General features: G+C 67.9%; 16 protein-coding genes and 1 other annotated feature. Of the genes, 10 read left to right on the top strand and 6 right to left on the bottom strand.

Features of this window, described 5'->3' with window-relative positions:
- Positions 1-22: 22 nt before the first annotated feature.
- From JX001_RS15325 to JX001_RS15310, 4 genes are read left to right on the top strand one after another with little or no spacing between them, the layout of a single operon-like run.
- Positions 23-931 carry a cytochrome c oxidase subunit 3 gene (locus JX001_RS15325; protein WP_205681670.1) on the top strand — a complete coding sequence of 303 codons (909 nt, stop codon included), beginning with the start codon at positions 23-25 and terminating at the stop codon, positions 929-931.
- Positions 928-1329 (top strand): DUF983 domain-containing protein, encoded by a 402-nt coding sequence (locus JX001_RS15320; protein ID WP_205681669.1) that lies wholly within the window; start codon positions 928-930, stop codon positions 1327-1329. The genes JX001_RS15325 and JX001_RS15320 overlap by 4 nt, the downstream gene beginning before the upstream one ends.
- On the top strand, positions 1326-2027 hold the full coding sequence (locus JX001_RS15315; protein ID WP_205681668.1) for an SURF1 family protein: 702 nt from the start codon (positions 1326-1328) through the stop codon (positions 2025-2027). The genes JX001_RS15320 and JX001_RS15315 overlap by 4 nt, the downstream gene beginning before the upstream one ends.
- A 47-nt stretch (positions 2028-2074) precedes the next feature.
- On the top strand, positions 2075-3289 hold the full coding sequence (locus tag JX001_RS15310; protein WP_205681667.1) for a M16 family metallopeptidase: 1215 nt from the start codon (positions 2075-2077) through the stop codon (positions 3287-3289).
- Between the two features lie 105 nt (positions 3290-3394).
- Here JX001_RS15310 and JX001_RS15305 read toward each other — a convergent pair whose 3' ends face one another.
- Positions 3395-3742 carry a hypothetical protein gene (locus JX001_RS15305; protein WP_205681666.1) on the bottom strand — a complete coding sequence of 116 codons (348 nt, stop codon included), beginning with the start codon at positions 3740-3742 and terminating at the stop codon, positions 3395-3397.
- 158 nt (positions 3743-3900) lie between these two features.
- On the opposite strand from JX001_RS15305, the gene JX001_RS15300 reads away from it, so the two are divergent.
- Both JX001_RS15300 and JX001_RS15295 read left to right on the top strand, forming a co-directional pair.
- Positions 3901-4455, top strand: a complete 555-nt coding sequence (locus JX001_RS15300) for an NADPH-dependent FMN reductase (protein ID WP_017505729.1) — start codon at positions 3901-3903, stop codon at positions 4453-4455.
- A gap of 139 nt (positions 4456-4594) precedes the next feature.
- Positions 4595-5437, top strand: a complete 843-nt coding sequence (locus JX001_RS15295; RefSeq protein ID WP_205681665.1) for an alpha/beta hydrolase family protein — start codon at positions 4595-4597, stop codon at positions 5435-5437.
- A 69-nt stretch (positions 5438-5506) separates the two neighbouring features.
- Here JX001_RS15295 and JX001_RS15290 read toward each other — a convergent pair whose 3' ends face one another.
- Positions 5507-5719, bottom strand: coding sequence for a cold-shock protein (locus JX001_RS15290; protein WP_008260410.1), 213 nt, complete (start codon positions 5717-5719; stop codon positions 5507-5509).
- Positions 5720-5958: 239 nt separating this feature from the next.
- Between JX001_RS15290 and JX001_RS15285 the strand changes: the two genes are divergently transcribed.
- Positions 5959-6168: a hypothetical protein gene (locus JX001_RS15285; RefSeq protein ID WP_055753991.1), complete on the top strand. Its 210-nt coding sequence runs from the start codon at positions 5959-5961 to the stop codon at positions 6166-6168.
- Positions 6169-6172: 4 nt separating this feature from the next.
- On the opposite strand, the gene JX001_RS15280 is transcribed toward JX001_RS15285, so the two are convergent.
- The 4 genes from JX001_RS15280 to JX001_RS15265 form a co-directional block, all read right to left on the bottom strand.
- Positions 6173-7657, bottom strand: a complete 1485-nt coding sequence (locus JX001_RS15280; protein WP_205681664.1) for a SulP family inorganic anion transporter — start codon at positions 7655-7657, stop codon at positions 6173-6175.
- Positions 7658-7709: 52 nt separating this feature from the next.
- Positions 7710-7773 (bottom strand) — a sequence feature (sul1 is cis-regulatory element that is thought to sense ions involved in sulfur or methionine metabolism; They are found in Alphaproteobacteria).
- Positions 7774-7822: 49 nt separating this feature from the next.
- A complete protein-coding gene (locus JX001_RS15275) occupies positions 7823-9004 on the bottom strand; it encodes a DUF1501 domain-containing protein (protein ID WP_205681663.1) in 1182 nt (393 codons plus the stop codon).
- Complete coding sequence (locus tag JX001_RS15270) at positions 9001-10497, bottom strand: DUF1800 domain-containing protein (RefSeq protein ID WP_205681662.1); 1497 nt, start codon at positions 10495-10497, stop codon at positions 9001-9003. The genes JX001_RS15275 and JX001_RS15270 overlap by 4 nt, the downstream gene beginning before the upstream one ends.
- 221 nt (positions 10498-10718) lie before the next feature.
- Positions 10719-11555, bottom strand: a complete 837-nt coding sequence (locus JX001_RS15265; RefSeq protein ID WP_205681661.1) for a metal-dependent hydrolase — start codon at positions 11553-11555, stop codon at positions 10719-10721.
- Positions 11556-11602: 47 nt separating this feature from the next.
- Here JX001_RS15265 and JX001_RS15260 point away from each other — a divergent pair, with 47 nt between their 5' ends.
- From JX001_RS15260 to JX001_RS15250, 3 genes are read left to right on the top strand one after another with little or no spacing between them, the layout of a single operon-like run.
- Positions 11603-12196 carry a TetR/AcrR family transcriptional regulator gene (locus JX001_RS15260; protein ID WP_205681660.1) on the top strand — a complete coding sequence of 198 codons (594 nt, stop codon included), beginning with the start codon at positions 11603-11605 and terminating at the stop codon, positions 12194-12196.
- 37 nt (positions 12197-12233) lie between these two features.
- A complete protein-coding gene (locus JX001_RS15255) occupies positions 12234-12812 on the top strand; it encodes a GNAT family N-acetyltransferase (protein ID WP_205681659.1) in 579 nt (192 codons plus the stop codon).
- 31 nt (positions 12813-12843) lie between these two features.
- Positions 12844-14511 carry a putative bifunctional diguanylate cyclase/phosphodiesterase gene (locus JX001_RS15250; protein WP_066549741.1) on the top strand — a complete coding sequence of 556 codons (1668 nt, stop codon included), beginning with the start codon at positions 12844-12846 and terminating at the stop codon, positions 14509-14511.
- Position 14512: the final 1 nt, after the last annotated feature.

The raw sequence follows: 14512 nt of genomic DNA, 5'->3' as shown, positions 1-14512 counted from the left end.
GGCCGACGAAGAGACGCGATTCATGGCTGACGCCCACGCCACTCCGCAGCACGACTACCACCTGGTGGCGCCCAGCCCCTGGCCGCTGGTGTCCTCGGTCGCTGCGACCATCATGTTCATCGGCGCGGTGATCTGGATGAAGGGTCTGGCCCCGGCGGACGGCGGCCCGATCGCCGCCAACTTCCTGGCCGAAGGCAAGCCGGGCGTCTTCGTCGCCGGTCTGGCCGGCGTGCTGATCTCGGCCTTCTGCTGGTGGGCGGACGTGATCAAGGAATCCAAGGCGGGCGACCATACGCCGGTCGTGTCGCTGGGCCTGCGCTACGGCATGATCCTGTTCATCGCATCGGAGGTGATGTTCTTCGTCGCCTTCTTCTGGATGTTCTTCGACATGGCCCTGTTCCATGAATCGCGGGCGCTGACGCCGGAAGTCGGCACCTGGGCCGACACCGCCAAGGCCTGGTCGACCTGGCCGCCCAAGGGCGTCGAGGTACTGTCGCCTTGGCAGCTGCCGCTGCTGAACACCGTGACCCTGCTGCTGAGCGGCTGCACCGTCACCTGGGCTCACCATGCGATCCAGGTCGGCGACCGCAAGGGCGCCAAGATCGCCCTGATCATCACCGTGGCCCTGGGCGTGCTGTTCACCTGCGTCCAGGCCTATGAGTACAACCACATCCTGCACGAGAAGCTGTTCTTCAACGAAGAGGCCGTGAATTCGGGCCTGTACGGCTCGATCTTCTTCATGGCGACGGGCTTCCACGGCTTCCACGTCCTGATCGGCACCATCTTCCTGGCGGTCTGCCTGATCCGCCTGCTGAAGGGCGACTTCACCCCGCAGAAGCATTTCGGCTTCGAGGCGGCGGCTTGGTACTGGCACTTCGTGGACGTGGTCTGGCTGTTCCTGTTCGCCTTCGTCTATGTCGTCTTCGGTTGAACCAAGACGGCCCTGAAGACATCGCAGCGGCGCGGGACGAGCCATCGTCCCGCGCCGTCGTCGTTTCCGATACGCCGGTTCGCTGGGCGCTTCGGGGGCGTTGTCCCCGGTGTGGCCAGGGCGCGCTGTTCGCAGGCTTTCTGAAGGTGGCGCCCGGCTGCACGGCCTGCGGTCTGGACTATTCCACCATCCAGACGGGCGACGGCCCCGCCAGCTTCATCATGCAGATCGCCGGCTTCATTGTCGGCTTCTCGGCCCTGTTCGTGGAAATCAAATACCATCCCCCCATGTGGCTGCATCTGATCGTCTGGCTGCCGTTGGTGGTCGCCCTGTCGCTGGCCCTGATGCGGCCGGGCCGGGGGCTGATGATCGGCCTGCAATATCGGAACCAGCGATGAAGCGTTTCCCGTGGATCCTCACCGTGCTGACGGTGCTGGGCCTGATCCTGCTGATCGGGCTGGGCGTGTGGCAGGTCGAGCGGCTGAAGTGGAAGGAAGGTCTGATCGCGGCGGCCGATGCGGCGGCGGCGAAACCGCCCGCGCCGCTGGAGCAGGTGCTGGCGGAAGGTGATCTGGAGTTCAGGAAGGCGCTGATCGTCTGTCCGGGCCTGGCCAGCGCGCCCTTTGTCGAGCTTCAGAGCATCCATGACGGCGAGGCCGGGGTGCGGCTGATCTCGGCGTGCAAGCCGGCGGGGGCGGATTTCACCCTGCTGGTCGATCGCGGCTTTGTCGGCGACGGCGTGACGGCGCGTCCGCGCGTGCTCGAAACCACCCTGCCGCTGGTGATGGTCGGAGAGTTCCGCACCTTCGACAAGCCCGGCGCCATGAGCCCTGCGCCGCGCGACGGCCGCTTCTACGCCCGCGACACCGCCGCCATGGCCGAGGCGCTGAACGTTGTCGGGCCGGTCCGGCCCGAGGCCGTGTTCGCCGTCACCGCCGTCAATCCCGAGTTCCCGGCGCTGAGGCCGTCCGCGCCGCCGGCCGCCTTTTCCAATAACCATTTCGGATACGCCCTGACGTGGTTCGGACTGGCGATCGCCTTGGCGGGCTTCTATGTGGCCCTGCTTCGGCGTCGAACCAAGAAAGACATCTCCTGACTTCTCTCCACACTCTGTCGAACGGCGTCCGCGTCGTCTGCGATCCCATGCCGGGGCTGAAGACCTTGGCCGTCGTGGTCACCGTCAAGGGCGGGGCGCGGTGGGAGCCGCTGGATCGGTCCGGCTGGTCGCACCTGCTGGAGCATCTGGTGTTCAAGGGCGCCGGCGACATGGCCGCGCGCGAGATCGTCGAGCGGATCGAGGCCGAGGGCGGCACCATCAACGCCTCCACCGGCTACGAGCGCACCAGTTTCGAGGTGCGGGGGCTGGACGGCTCGCTGCCGCTGGCGATGCAGGTGCTGTCGGACCTGGTGTTCCGCCCGACCCTCGATCCTGCCGAGATTGAGCGCGAGAAGGACGTGGTGGCCCAGGAGATCGCCGAGGCCTTCGACACGCCCGACGACCATGTGTTCGAGATGGTGCAGACGCGCGCCTTCGCCAAGCAACCGCTGGGCCGTCCGATCCTGGGCTCTGTCGCCAGCCTGAAGTCGGCCGACAAGACGTCGGTCGAGGCGTGGCGCGCGCGGCTGTATTCGCCCGGCCGGATGGTGGTGTCGGTCTCAGGCGCGGTGGACGAGACCGAGCTGCTGGCCTTGGCCGAGCGCTGGTTCGGCGATTCGGTCGCGACGCCGGCTGACGCGCCCGCGCCGGCCGCCTTCGTCGGCGGACACGCGAAGCTGACGCGCAAGATCGAACAGGCCAATCTTGTGTTCCAACTGCCGGCCCTGTCCGCGACCGATCCGGCGCTTTCAGCCATGCGGCTGTTCGGCGAGATTCTGGGCGGCGGCATGGCCTCGCGCCTGTTCCAGAGCGCGCGCGAGGAGCGGGGCCTGGCCTACGCCATCGACGCCTATCAGGAGCCGTACGAAGATGCGGGCGTGCTGGGCATCTACGCCGGGGCGGCGGCGGATCGGGCGAAAGAGCTGGCCGAGGTCTCGGCGGCCGAGGTGCGGGCCCTGGCCGAGACCGGGCCGACCGAAAAGGAGCTGTCGCGGGCCAAGGCGGTGATGAAGGCGGGCCTTTGGATGTCGGACGAAAACCCGATGAGCCGGGCCGGGCGCAACGCCGCCCAGACCCTGATCTTCGGCGCCCCGCGCTCCAGCCTGTCGATGACCGAACAGCTGGAAGCCCAGACGATCGAGGATGTGCGCGCGGTCGGCGGCCGGGTGCTGGCGTCGGGTCAAGCGGCCAGCGCCGTGCTGGGACCGAAGTCGGCCGGACCGGCGGGCGAGGCGTTCGCGGCGGCCCTGTTCGCGGGGTAGGCTTTCGGCTCTTCGGGCGGGCGTTCACCGTGACAGACGACTTCTAGCGGTAGCCATCTGAACGTCCGGGGCGCGAACTTCTCTTCACGACCTATTCGGACATTGCTAGCTTCGGCGAGAGCTGGAAATCTTTTTAGCGGCGGCGACGATTATGGCTTTGTGGAACTGGAAAATAAGCCAGCAAACAAATGCCGAGAACGGGACGTAGAGCCACTTTTCCAACTGCAGTGGTGGATCTACCGTCAAGGTGACAGTTATCCAGACCACCCAATAAACCCGGAAAAACCAAGTCAGTATTCTAACTGTCAGCTTCGTCTTTGGACCGAGTGCAGGCTCCGGCAGTTTTTTTGGTTTATTGGGGAGCGGGGTCGGCGCTGCTTCCCGCTCCAATCCATCTATCGCTTTCGCTAACTCGCGGAGCCGCTCTTGGCTGGATTGGCGCGCATCGCTCATGATCCATGATTAGCCGGGACAATGCCTGATCGCCACCCGTAACAGCACGTCGCAATGTCCGCTTCGTGCGTGCGCGGACGAGCAGCGGGTTGAACGGAACATCCGACCGCCGGGATCGGTTATGCTGGCGCTTGAACCCGTCCAGCCCGGAGACTTCCATGACCGTCCGCGTCGCCCTGATCGTCGGCAGCCTGCGCAAAGGCTCCTATTCGCGCGCCATCGGCATGGCGTTGAAGGCGCTGGCTGAGCCGGGACTGGAGATCGAGCCGGTCGAGATCGGCGACCTGCCGCTCTATGACCCGGACCTGGAAACCGACAACCCGCCGCCGGCCTGGGAGCGGTTCCGCGAGGAGGTGGCGACGACCGAGGCGGTGCTGTTCGTCACGCCCGAATACAATCGCTCCATTCCCGGCGCGCTGAAGAACGCCCTGGACGTCGGCTCTCGCCCCTATGGCCACAGCATCTGGCAGGGCAAGCCCGCCGCCATCGTCAGCGTCTCGCCCGGCGCCGTCGCGGCCTTCGGCGCCAACCACCACCTGCGCCAGCCGCTGGTGTTCCTGAACATGCCGACGATGCAGCAGCCCGAGGCCTATATCGGCAATGTCGCCGACCTGCTGGACGAGAACGGCAAGTTGAAGAAGGACGACACCAAGACCTTCCTGAAAAGCTTCACCGACGCCTTCGCCGCCTGGATCGACAAGACGAAGGCGTGAGGCCGTCGCCTCAATCGATCCATGAAATCCCTGTCATGAGCGAACGGTAAGCTGTGCCGTTGAGTGGGACATGTCAGTAGAGCCGTGAGGGCTTGCGCTTCGCATCCGCGAAATGAGGCCGAACACGGGACGAGATGACATGAAGGCTTTGATGATCGCGCTGGGCGCCGCGCTGCTGCCGGGTCTGGCCGTCGCGCAGGAAGCGCCTCGGGAGGTGTCCATTCCGTCGGGCGATGCGACGATGTCGGCGCGGCTGCTGCAAGGGGGCGGGGAGGGCGCGCGTCCAGCCGTCGTCCTGTTCAACGGTTTCCCCGCCGGGCCCAACATCCCACGCATCGCACTGGATCTTCAGAAGGCCGGCTATAGCGTGCTGCTGCCGCAGTATCGCGGCACGGGGACGTCCGGCGGGACGATCAGCCTGCAGCACTCGCGCGAGGATGGGGCGGCGGCAGTGGCCTGGCTGAAGACTGATCCGACCAGCGGAGCGGATGTTTCGAAGATCGGCGTGATCGGGGTCAGCTACGGCGGCTGGGTGGCGTTGCAGACGGCGGCGGCGGATCACGGCGTGCGCTGCGCCGTGGCTCTGGTTCCGGCCGACATGGGCGTGATCGGCGCACGCTGGGGCACGGATGCGGACTATCGTGCAGCCTGGAAGGCGGATCTGGATAGTTTCGCCGCCGAGCCCGAGACGACCCGTTTCGGCCCCGAAGGCGTGGACGGCTTCATGAACGCCATCACGCGCGACGCCGCCGTGTCCGGCCTGGCCCAACGCGCGCCCGATCTGGCGGACCGTCCGATCTTCGTCGCCGGCGGCCGCAAGGATCCGGCCGCGCCGTTCGCAGACCACTATGCGCCGCTGGTCGAGGCCCTGCGCGTGGCCAAGGCGCCGTTCGCGGCTCTCGAGTTCGACGGCGGGCACAATCCCTCAGAAGCCTCTGCCGCCGCGCAGGGCTTCATCGAGCGGACCTGCTTCAGCCGATAGCTTGAGCCCCAATTGAAAACGGCGGCTCCGTCAGGAGCCGCCGTCGCCAGATCAGCCGTGAGGCTGAAATCAGCCGATTGTTTGCAGCTGGCCAGCCGATTCCTTGCCCGAACGCTTGTCGCGTTCCAGCTCGTAGGAAACCTTCTGGTTTTCATCCAGGCCGCGCAGGCCAGCGCCTTCTACGGCCGAGATGTGGACGAAGACGTCCTTGCCGCCGTCGTCGGGTTGGATGAAGCCGTAACCCTTGGTTGGGTTGAACCATTTGACAGTGCCGGTAGCCATTTTGAGACCTCCGTTAGAAATTGACCGAGGGAACGTCCCTGCGGCCTGTCGGGTCTGAATGGGAGCGGCCTTGACTCGTGCGTTCGCAGAGAGAGTGGGCGTTACGCAGAGAGATCGACGAGCTCTATGTGCGCAGATATTCATGACAGATGCAAGCGCGGGCCGGGCGGGACGAAAATCCAATAATGGGAACGGTTTAGCTTGGCGCACGTTGTTGGAAGGCACGAAAGGCTTCCAACATGAACCGCACCCACGTCGTGGAGCGCGCGTACCAGCTCGCTCGGACCAACGATTGTCTGAACACCGGCGACGTCGTCAAGGCGCTGTCGGGCGAGGGCTATTCGGGCGCCGAAATCTCGCACTTCCAGGGCAGCTCGATCCGGGCCGACCTGAACCGTATCTGCAAGATGCCCAAGCCCGACCTCGAACCGACCTCCAACGCTGCCTGACGGCTCAATGCGCGCCGGCGCCGTCCGGCAGATGCATCTTCTCGAACCGCCCCACCCGCATGACCAGGGTGCGGGCGGCGTCGTTCATGCCCACGACCTGCACGTCCGCGCCCTGACGGCGGTAGCGGAAGACGACCTTGTCCACGGCGGCGACGCCGGTCAGATCCCACAGATGGGCGTCGCTGAGATCGATCTCGACGCGCGTGGGATGGCCGTGATGCTCGAAGCTGGCGGCGAACAGATCGGCCGAGGCGAAGAACAGCTGGCCTGAGACGCGGTAGCGCAGGACGCCCGGTTCCGGCGTCGGCACCTCGGTCACGGCGATGGTCTTGCCGACCTTACGCATGAAGAAGATCGCCGACAGCAGCACCCCCAGGATGACGCCCTTGGACAGGTCGTGCGTGGCGACGACCGTCACGGTCGTGGCGATCATGACGATGGACGACTGAAGCGGGGTGGAGCGCAGCTTCATCACCGAGGACCAGTCGAAGGTGCCGATCGAGACCATGATCATGACGGCGACCAAGGCCGCCATCGGGATCTGGGCGACCCAGGTCTGAAGCGCCAGCATCAAAAACAGCAGGAACAGGCCGGCCCACAGGGTCGACAGACGCCCGCGCGCGCCCGAGGTGACGTTGATCATCGACTGACCGATCATGGCGCAACCCGCCATGCCGCCGAACAGGGGCGACAGGATGTTGGCGATCCCCTGGCCGCGCGTCTCGCGGTCCTTGTCCGACGGGGTGTCGGTGATGTCGTCGATTAGGTTCGCGGTCAGCAGGCTTTCCAGCAGGCCGACGAAGGCCAGGGTCGCCGAAATCGGGGCGATGATGACCAGCGTTTCCCACGTCAGGGGGACGGCGGGCAGATGGAACATCGGCAGGCTGGTCGGCATCTGGCCCATGTCGCCGACGGTGCGCACATCCAGCTTCAGCACGATCACCAAGGCGCTGATGGCGACGATGGCGACCAGGGGCGAGGGTACGGCCTTGGTGAGGCGTGGAAAGCCGTAGATGACGACCAGGGCCGCCGCGACAAGGGCGTAGGTGATCCAGCCCCGGCCGATCAGCTCAGGCATCTGGGCCAGGAAGATCAGGATAGCCAGCGAGTTGACGAAGCCGGTCATGACGCTGCGGCTGACGAACTTGATGTAGCGGCCCAGCTTCAGCAGGCCGATGACAATCTGGAACACGCCGCACAGGATCGAGGCGGCGAAGAGATATTCCAGCCCGTGGTCGCGCACGAGCGTGACCATCAGCAGGGCCATGGCGCCGGTCGCGGCCGAGATCATGGCGGGCCGGCCGCCCACGAAGGCGATGGTCACGGCGATGATCACGCTGGCGTAGAGGCCGACGGCGGGATCGACGCCGGCGATGATGGAAAAGGCGATGGCTTCGGGGATCAGGGCCAGGGCCACGACTGTCCCCGCCAGAAGATCGCGGCGAGGATTGGCGAGCCATTGCTGGCGCGCGGAGGCGATAATGGACATTTCAGGATTTCATCTGGATGAGCCTTACCGATGCTTCGGTTTCTGGCGGCTCGGTTTCCCAGCGGATCGGCGGCGGGGATAGCCACCCGTCGCCTGCGAACAGGGCCGGGTCCAAGGTGATGGCGTCCTGATGCGATGTTGCGCCGCGAAAAGCAAGCGTGACGGCTAGACGATTCCATCCATGGCCGGCGCTTCGGCGGCGCTGCCGGGGAAGACGCGGGCGTCCAGGGCGGCACGGTCGAGGCCCATGTGATCGCGCAGCACGCCCTTGAACACCGAACGGATATCCAGCGTCGGCGCCAGGTCGCGGTTCTCGAACAGACGATTGTCGGCCAGGGTCGGCCAGTCGCCGATGGGGCCGCCGCGCTTCACCGCCCCGCCCGCCAGCAGAAGCGACGAGCCGGTGCCGTGGTCAGTGCCCTGGGTGCCGTTGGCGCGGGCGGTGCGGCCGAATTCCGTGGCGACGATGACCGCCGTGCGAGACCAGGCGTCGCCCAGGCCGTCCTTCAGGCCAGTGACGAGCTGATCCAGTCCCGTCAGCCGCGTCTGGAGTTGCGCCCTCTGACCCGCGTGGGTGTCCCAGCCGTCCAGCGAGACGGCGACGATGTCGGCGCCCTCCGGTCCGGTCATCAGCTTGGCGACGGCTTGGCCCAGACCCTGGACGTCGTTGCGACGCAGGCGTTGGTCGCCGCCGTCCATACTGACCAGTTGCTCGGTCGCCAGACCCCGCGCCAGGTTCTGGCCTAGCATCGGATCCTCGACATAGAGATCCTGAAGCAGGGAGGCGATGCGGTCGCCGTCGCGCACCAGACCACCGGGCGCCCAGCTGGACACGGGGGCGTCGCCGCGCAGGATCAGGGGCGTCTGGGCGCCGATGGACAGGCCTTTCAGCGATGTTCCGCCGGCCGCGACGATGGCGCGGTTCAGCCAGCCGTTGGATTGCTGGCGCAGACCTTTGCCGCCGTTCTCCAGCACGTCCTGGGCGTCGAAGTGTGACCGGATGCGCACGGGCAGGGCGACGGCGGGGGCGAACCGCATCTGACCCTGACCATGAAGGTCGTGCAGGCCCGTCAGCGCCGGATGCAGGCCGAAGCCTTCGTTCAGGGCCAGGGCGCCGTTCGCCTCGCCGGGCGCGGCGATGGCCAGTCCGCCGCGCAAGGGGACGTAGTTCGGATCGGCGTAGGGGACCGTAACCGACAGCCCGTCCATGGCGCCGCGCGTGATGACGACGACCAGCTTGTTGGCCGGGCCGGCGGTCTGGGCGGCGACCCGGCCGGCGAAGGCCAGGCCGATCCCGGCGGAGCCGGCGGCCAGCAGATGGCGGCGGTTGATATTGAGTGTGGTCATCGGCGTTGGAACTCCGGCGACATGAAGAAAAGGGTGAGGGCTTCGGGACGGCTTTCGGCGCGGGCGACGGCCATGCGGGTGCGTTCGCCGAGGCGCGGGCCGAGGGCGGAGGCGGCGACCGCGTTCGGGTCGGCCGCCTGGGCCAGATCGGCGGCGGTGCGCGACCAGTTCAGCCGTTTGACCAGGGCGTCGGGACCGGCCCAGTCGGCGGCCGTGTCGGGCCAACCCTCGGGCGACGGGGGCGCGAACGGCGGCTGGCCCATGTCGAGCAGGGCCTGGCGTAACGGCTGGATCCGCTGAGGCTGGGTTCCCAGCGCGCGATGGGTCGAGACGATGAAGTCGTAGGGCGTCTTGATCTTGGCGGGCTGGGGCGTCCAGGTCTCTGGCGCGTCGACAAGGGCGCGGGCGACCTGGGCCAGATCGCCGCCTGAGCCGGTCCAGGCCGCTTCCAGTCGGGCGACCAGGGCGGGCGGCGGATCGTCGGCGACGAAATGGGCGGCGAGACGGCGCGACAGGCGTTTGGCCGTCGCCGGATGCCGGGCGAGGTCGCGCAGGATGGCCTGACCCTGGGCCAGGCCCGCCGCCGGGTAGGTCTTGCCCATCACGGTGCGGGGCCCGGGTTCGTGAACATTGGCGCGGAAAGCGAAGCCGTCGGGACCGGGCTCGGCCGGGGCGGCCATCCTGCGCGCGCGGCGCGGACGGTTGGGCTGACGCTGATCGCGGGCGGCGGGGATCGACCAGCCGGTCAGGGCGCGGGCCAGTTCGGTCACGTCGGCTTGCGTATAGCCCCCGTCAGCGCCGACCGTGTGCAACTCCATCATCTCGCGGGCCAGGTTTTCATTCAGACCGGCGTTGCGGCGCGCGCCGGCCATGCTGTCGGGACCGACCGAGCGGGTTTGGTCCAGATAGAGCAGCATGGCGGGATGCTGTTCGGCGGCCAGGACCAGATCCTCGAACCGGCCGAAGGCGTGGGGGCGGATGGCCTCGCGCTCGTACTGGCCCACAAAGGCGCCGCTGGCGAACTTGGCGGCTGAGACGGTCAGGGCGTTCGACCAGAACAGGGCCCAGCGCTCGGCGAAGCCGTCGTCGGTGGTCGCGCCGAGTTGGGCGCGGGCCAGGAACTCCTGCGCGGTGTCCTGGGTGATGTCGCGGCGGGCGGCCTGACGGGCTTCGCGCCGGGCGACGGCTTGCGGATCGGCGGCGTCCGGCATGCCGGGAGCGGGGGCAGGGGAGGGTGCGGCCTCGGCCGTCGCCGGAGCGGCGGCGCGTCGGTCGCGGCGGACCAGGCCGGCGTGGCTTTGATAGTCGATATATTGGGCGACGCGTTCGGCGGTGTCGGCGAACTGGCCGGACGGCTGGGGCGCGCCCTGGGGCCGAATCTGGCCCATGGCCCAGCCGCGCGGATCGGCGGCGACGCGGTCGATCTCGCCCGGCCGGGCGCCCAGACCCAGGCGCGTCAGGGCGACGGCGGCGTCGGTCGCTGATGAAGCCATGGCCTTCTCCTCGTCCGTCCCCCGAAGCCTAAACGCACGAGGATGCAGCTTTCCGTCGCAACACGCAGACCGCCGTCATTCCGGGGCGTCCGCAGGACGAACCCGGAACCCAGGGCCCGCGTACCGGGGGAGATGCCTCAGGCAAGGCGAATTTGTCCCTGGATTCCGGGTTCTTCGCGACGCTCAGCCCCGGAATGACGGCCTGCGGTGATGCGGCCCGATCAGGCCGGTTGGGCCAGGCCGGCCTCCGCGTCCGCGATCAGGTCGCGGTCGTCGATCTGCCACGGGTGGAAGTCGGGTTTGTAGAAGGCCAGGTAGTCGCCGATCATTCGGCGATACAGGCCCGGCTTCAGCCACAGCCAGCGGAACAGGCCCAGACGTGCGCGCCAGCCGACGATGCCGTCCTGTTTCAGCAGCATGAAGGTCGTCTCGCGCACCGTGCGGGTGAACAGCAGCGTCGTCAGGAACATGGCCCAGCGCCGGATGCGCCAGCGCTTCAGCGGACTGAGGTACCGGGTCGCGTGCAGGAAGACGTCATAGGCCACGCCCTTGTGCTCGATCTCCTCGATGGAGTGCCAGCGCCACAGGCGGGCGAGGTCGTGGGGCGAGCCCTTCAGCAGCTCCGGATCGGCCAGCAGTCGATGGGCGAAGGCGGCGGTGAAATGCTCCAGCGCCATGGTCGCCGCCAGCTGGGCCAGGGCCGGACGCGCGCGGGCGATGTCGAGCCGCGCCGTGACATAGGCCTCGATCTCGGCGGTGTCGTAGCCGGCGCGTTCGGTGATGGCGTTGAAGGCCATGTGTTCGCGAGTGTGGGCGCCCTCCTGGACCGTGAAGGCGCGGATGTCGGCGGCCAGAGCCGGGGGCGCGTCCTTCGCGAACCGCTTGACCGACTGGATGAAGAACCGCTCGCCGTCGGGGAAGGTCAGGCTGAGGGCGTTCATCACGGCGGTGCCGAACGAGTCGCCGTTCAGCCACCACCGTGGCGTCGGAGCCTCGCGGTCGATATGCAGGTCGCGCGGCTTGATCTGGAGGTCGGCGGGGGTGGCGGATTTCGCCATGGTTCTGCTCCTCGATTTCGAGAGGATTATGGAGTTAACTGACATCAATGTCAACTAATGGTCCGGTGAGGCGGCGACGCGGGGCGTTGGCGCGGGAAGAGGCGCTGGAGGCGGCGCGCGACCTGTTGCTGTCGGGCGGGCCGGCGGCGGTGACGCTGAAGGCGGTGGGCGAGCGGATGGGCGTGGGTCACGCCAATCTGATCCACCATTTCGGCTCGGCGGCCGGACTTCAGGGCGCGCTGATGGATGGGATGGTGCGCGATCTGGCGCAGCGGATCGAGGCGGGCCTGGGAGAGGGGCGCGACGGCGTCGAGCCGGGGCGGCTGATGAGCGTCGTGTTCGATGCTTTCGGGCCGGGCGGCGCCTCGCAGATGGCGGCCTGGCTGGCGCTGGCGCGCGAGCAGGGCCGGGCGGAGAGCTTCGCCGAGGTGGTGCGCGATCTGGCCGAACGGCTGGCGGCCATGGCGCCCGATGATCCCAAAGCGGCCGAGCGGGCCAAGGCCCTGGTGGTGACGGCCGCCTATATGGCCTTCGCCGACGGGCTGATCGGGGACATCCTGACGCCGATGCTGGGCGCGCCCGAGGGGCTGGGCCGCGATCTGGCGCTGAAGCTGACCGCGACACTTTTGGCCGAACCGTAAGGTTCAGAGCCGAATCTTGATGCTATAGTCCTCATCGATGGCGCTTCTGGACTGGATGAGCGATGTGGCCGGGCCCGTGATCCGGGGGGACGGCGTGCTGCTGCGCCCGCCGCGCGCCGCCGATTACGCCGCCTGGTCCACGCTGCGCGACGGCTCGCGCGACTATCTGCAACCGTGGGAGCCGGCGTGGCCCGAGGACGACCTCACCAAGGCGGCCTTCCGGCGCCGGCTGTCGATCTATGCGCGCGAGATGGAGCTGGGCAACGCCTGGCCCTTCTTCGTCTTCGTCGAGGACGGCAAGACCCTGGCGGGGGCGGTGACCCTGTCGAACGTGCGGCGCGGCGTCGCCGAGACGGGGACGCTGGGCTATTGGATCGGTCAGCCGTTTTCCGGTCAGGGCGTGGCGACGGCGGGCGTTCGGGCCGTGGTGGGCTACGCGTTCGACAAGCTGAAGCTGCACCGGCTGGAGGCGGCCTGTCTGCCCACCAACCACGGCTCGCGACGGGTGCTGGAGAAATCCGGCTTTCGCAACGAAGGTCGGGCTCGCGCTTATTTGAAAATTAACGGCGAGTGGGCAGACCATTTGTTGTTCGGCCTGGTCGAGGACGAGCGTTGACGGCCGGGGGCCGTCTGGAAGGGCGAGACGCGTGACACCACGATCCCGATCGCTGGCCTGGGACGCCACGACCGCCATCGAGGCGCTGGCCGCCGCCGAGACGGCCCTGTGGGTCTGGACCCCGGCGACCGACGAACTGCGCTTCACCGGCGCGACACGATCGCTGGGCCTGGGACCGCTGGCGCCGGAATGCACGGCCGCCGGATTCGTGGCCCTGGCCATGCCGCAGGATCGCAGCCTGGCCGAGCGGATGCTCAAACCCCAGGACGAGGGGGCCGAGATCGCCGTGCGGCTGCGCATGCGCGGGTCCGAGACCTGTCTGTGGCGCGGCGTCTGGCTGGAGGACGGCCTGCGCGCCGCCGGCGTCGTGGCGTTGGAGACCAAGTTCGCCGGATCGGACCGCGATACGCTGACGGGCCTTCTGGATCGTCGCGCCTTTCTGGCCCGCGTCAGCGAGGTCCTGACCCAGCCCGGCGAATATGAGATCGTGGTCGGCGACGTGGACCGGCTGCGGCGCCTGAACGAGGCGCTGGGTCATGAGCGGACCGACCTTGTGCTGTCGGCCCTGGGTTCGCGCCTTGCCGCCGCCTTCAACAAGGACGCCTCGGCCGCGCGGATCGGCGAGGACGAGTTCGCTATCATCGTCCCCAAGACCGCCTCGCACACCAGCTACCGCGTGCGCGACGCGCTCGAACAGCCGCTGCGGGTCGCGGGCTTCGACATCTATCCGACCGTCTCCATCGGGGCGGTGATGGTGGAGGGCGGGCCGGATGCGCCCGACGCCGCCGAACTGTTGCGCCGGGTCGAGCTGGCGGTGGAATCGGCCAAGGGCGCCGGGCGCGGCGGATCGGCCGCCTATGGCCGGGCGCTGGAAAGCGACAGCTTGAGCCGTCTGGCGCTGGAGGCGGATCTGAGGAACGCCTTCGTGCGCGGCGAGATCGTGCCCTTCTTCCAGCCGATCGTGAACCTGAACACGGGGGCCGTCGCCGGTTTCGAGGCGCTGGCGCGCTGGCGTCACCCGCGCCGGGGTCTGGTGCCGCCGGACGAGTTCCTGGGCCTGACCGCAGACCTGGGCATGATGAACGACCTGGGCCTGCTGATGATGACCCAGTCGGCGCGTCAGTTGGCCGAATGGATCGAACGCCATCCGCTGGCCGGCAAGCTGTTCTGCAGCGTCAATCTGTCGGTCGGCGAGATCGAACGTCCGCACCTGTGCGAGGACGTGGCGCGCATCATCAAGGAAACGGGCCTGCCCAAGGGCGCGCTGAAGCTGGAAGTCACCGAGGGCGACATCATGCGCGACACCGCGCGCGCCGCCGAGGTGTTGCAGTCGCTGAAGGACGTCGGGGCCTCGCTGGCGCTGGACGACTTCGGCACCGGCTTCTCGTCGCTGTCCTATCTGGCGCGCCTGCCGTTCGATACGCTGAAGATCGACCGCTATTTCGTGCTGACGATGAACAAGGACGAAGGCTCGGCCAAGATCGTCAAGTCGGTGGTCAACCTGGGCCGCGACCTGTCGCTGGAAGTCGTCGCCGAGGGCGTGGAGAACGCCGAACTGGCCCGCCTGCTGCTGGACGCCCAATGCCACTACGGCCAGGGCTTCGGCTATGCGCCCGCCCTGCCGGCGCAGGAGGCCGAGGTCTATCTGGCCGAAAGCCTGGCCGATGGCACCGCGCCGCTGAAGCAGCGGTCGGCTTAGG

It is taken from the genome of Brevundimonas fontaquae (assembly GCF_017086445.1).
Classification (GTDB): Bacteria; Pseudomonadota; Alphaproteobacteria; order Caulobacterales; family Caulobacteraceae; genus Brevundimonas; species Brevundimonas fontaquae.
This window is presented reverse-complemented; position numbering and strand designations above follow the sequence as displayed.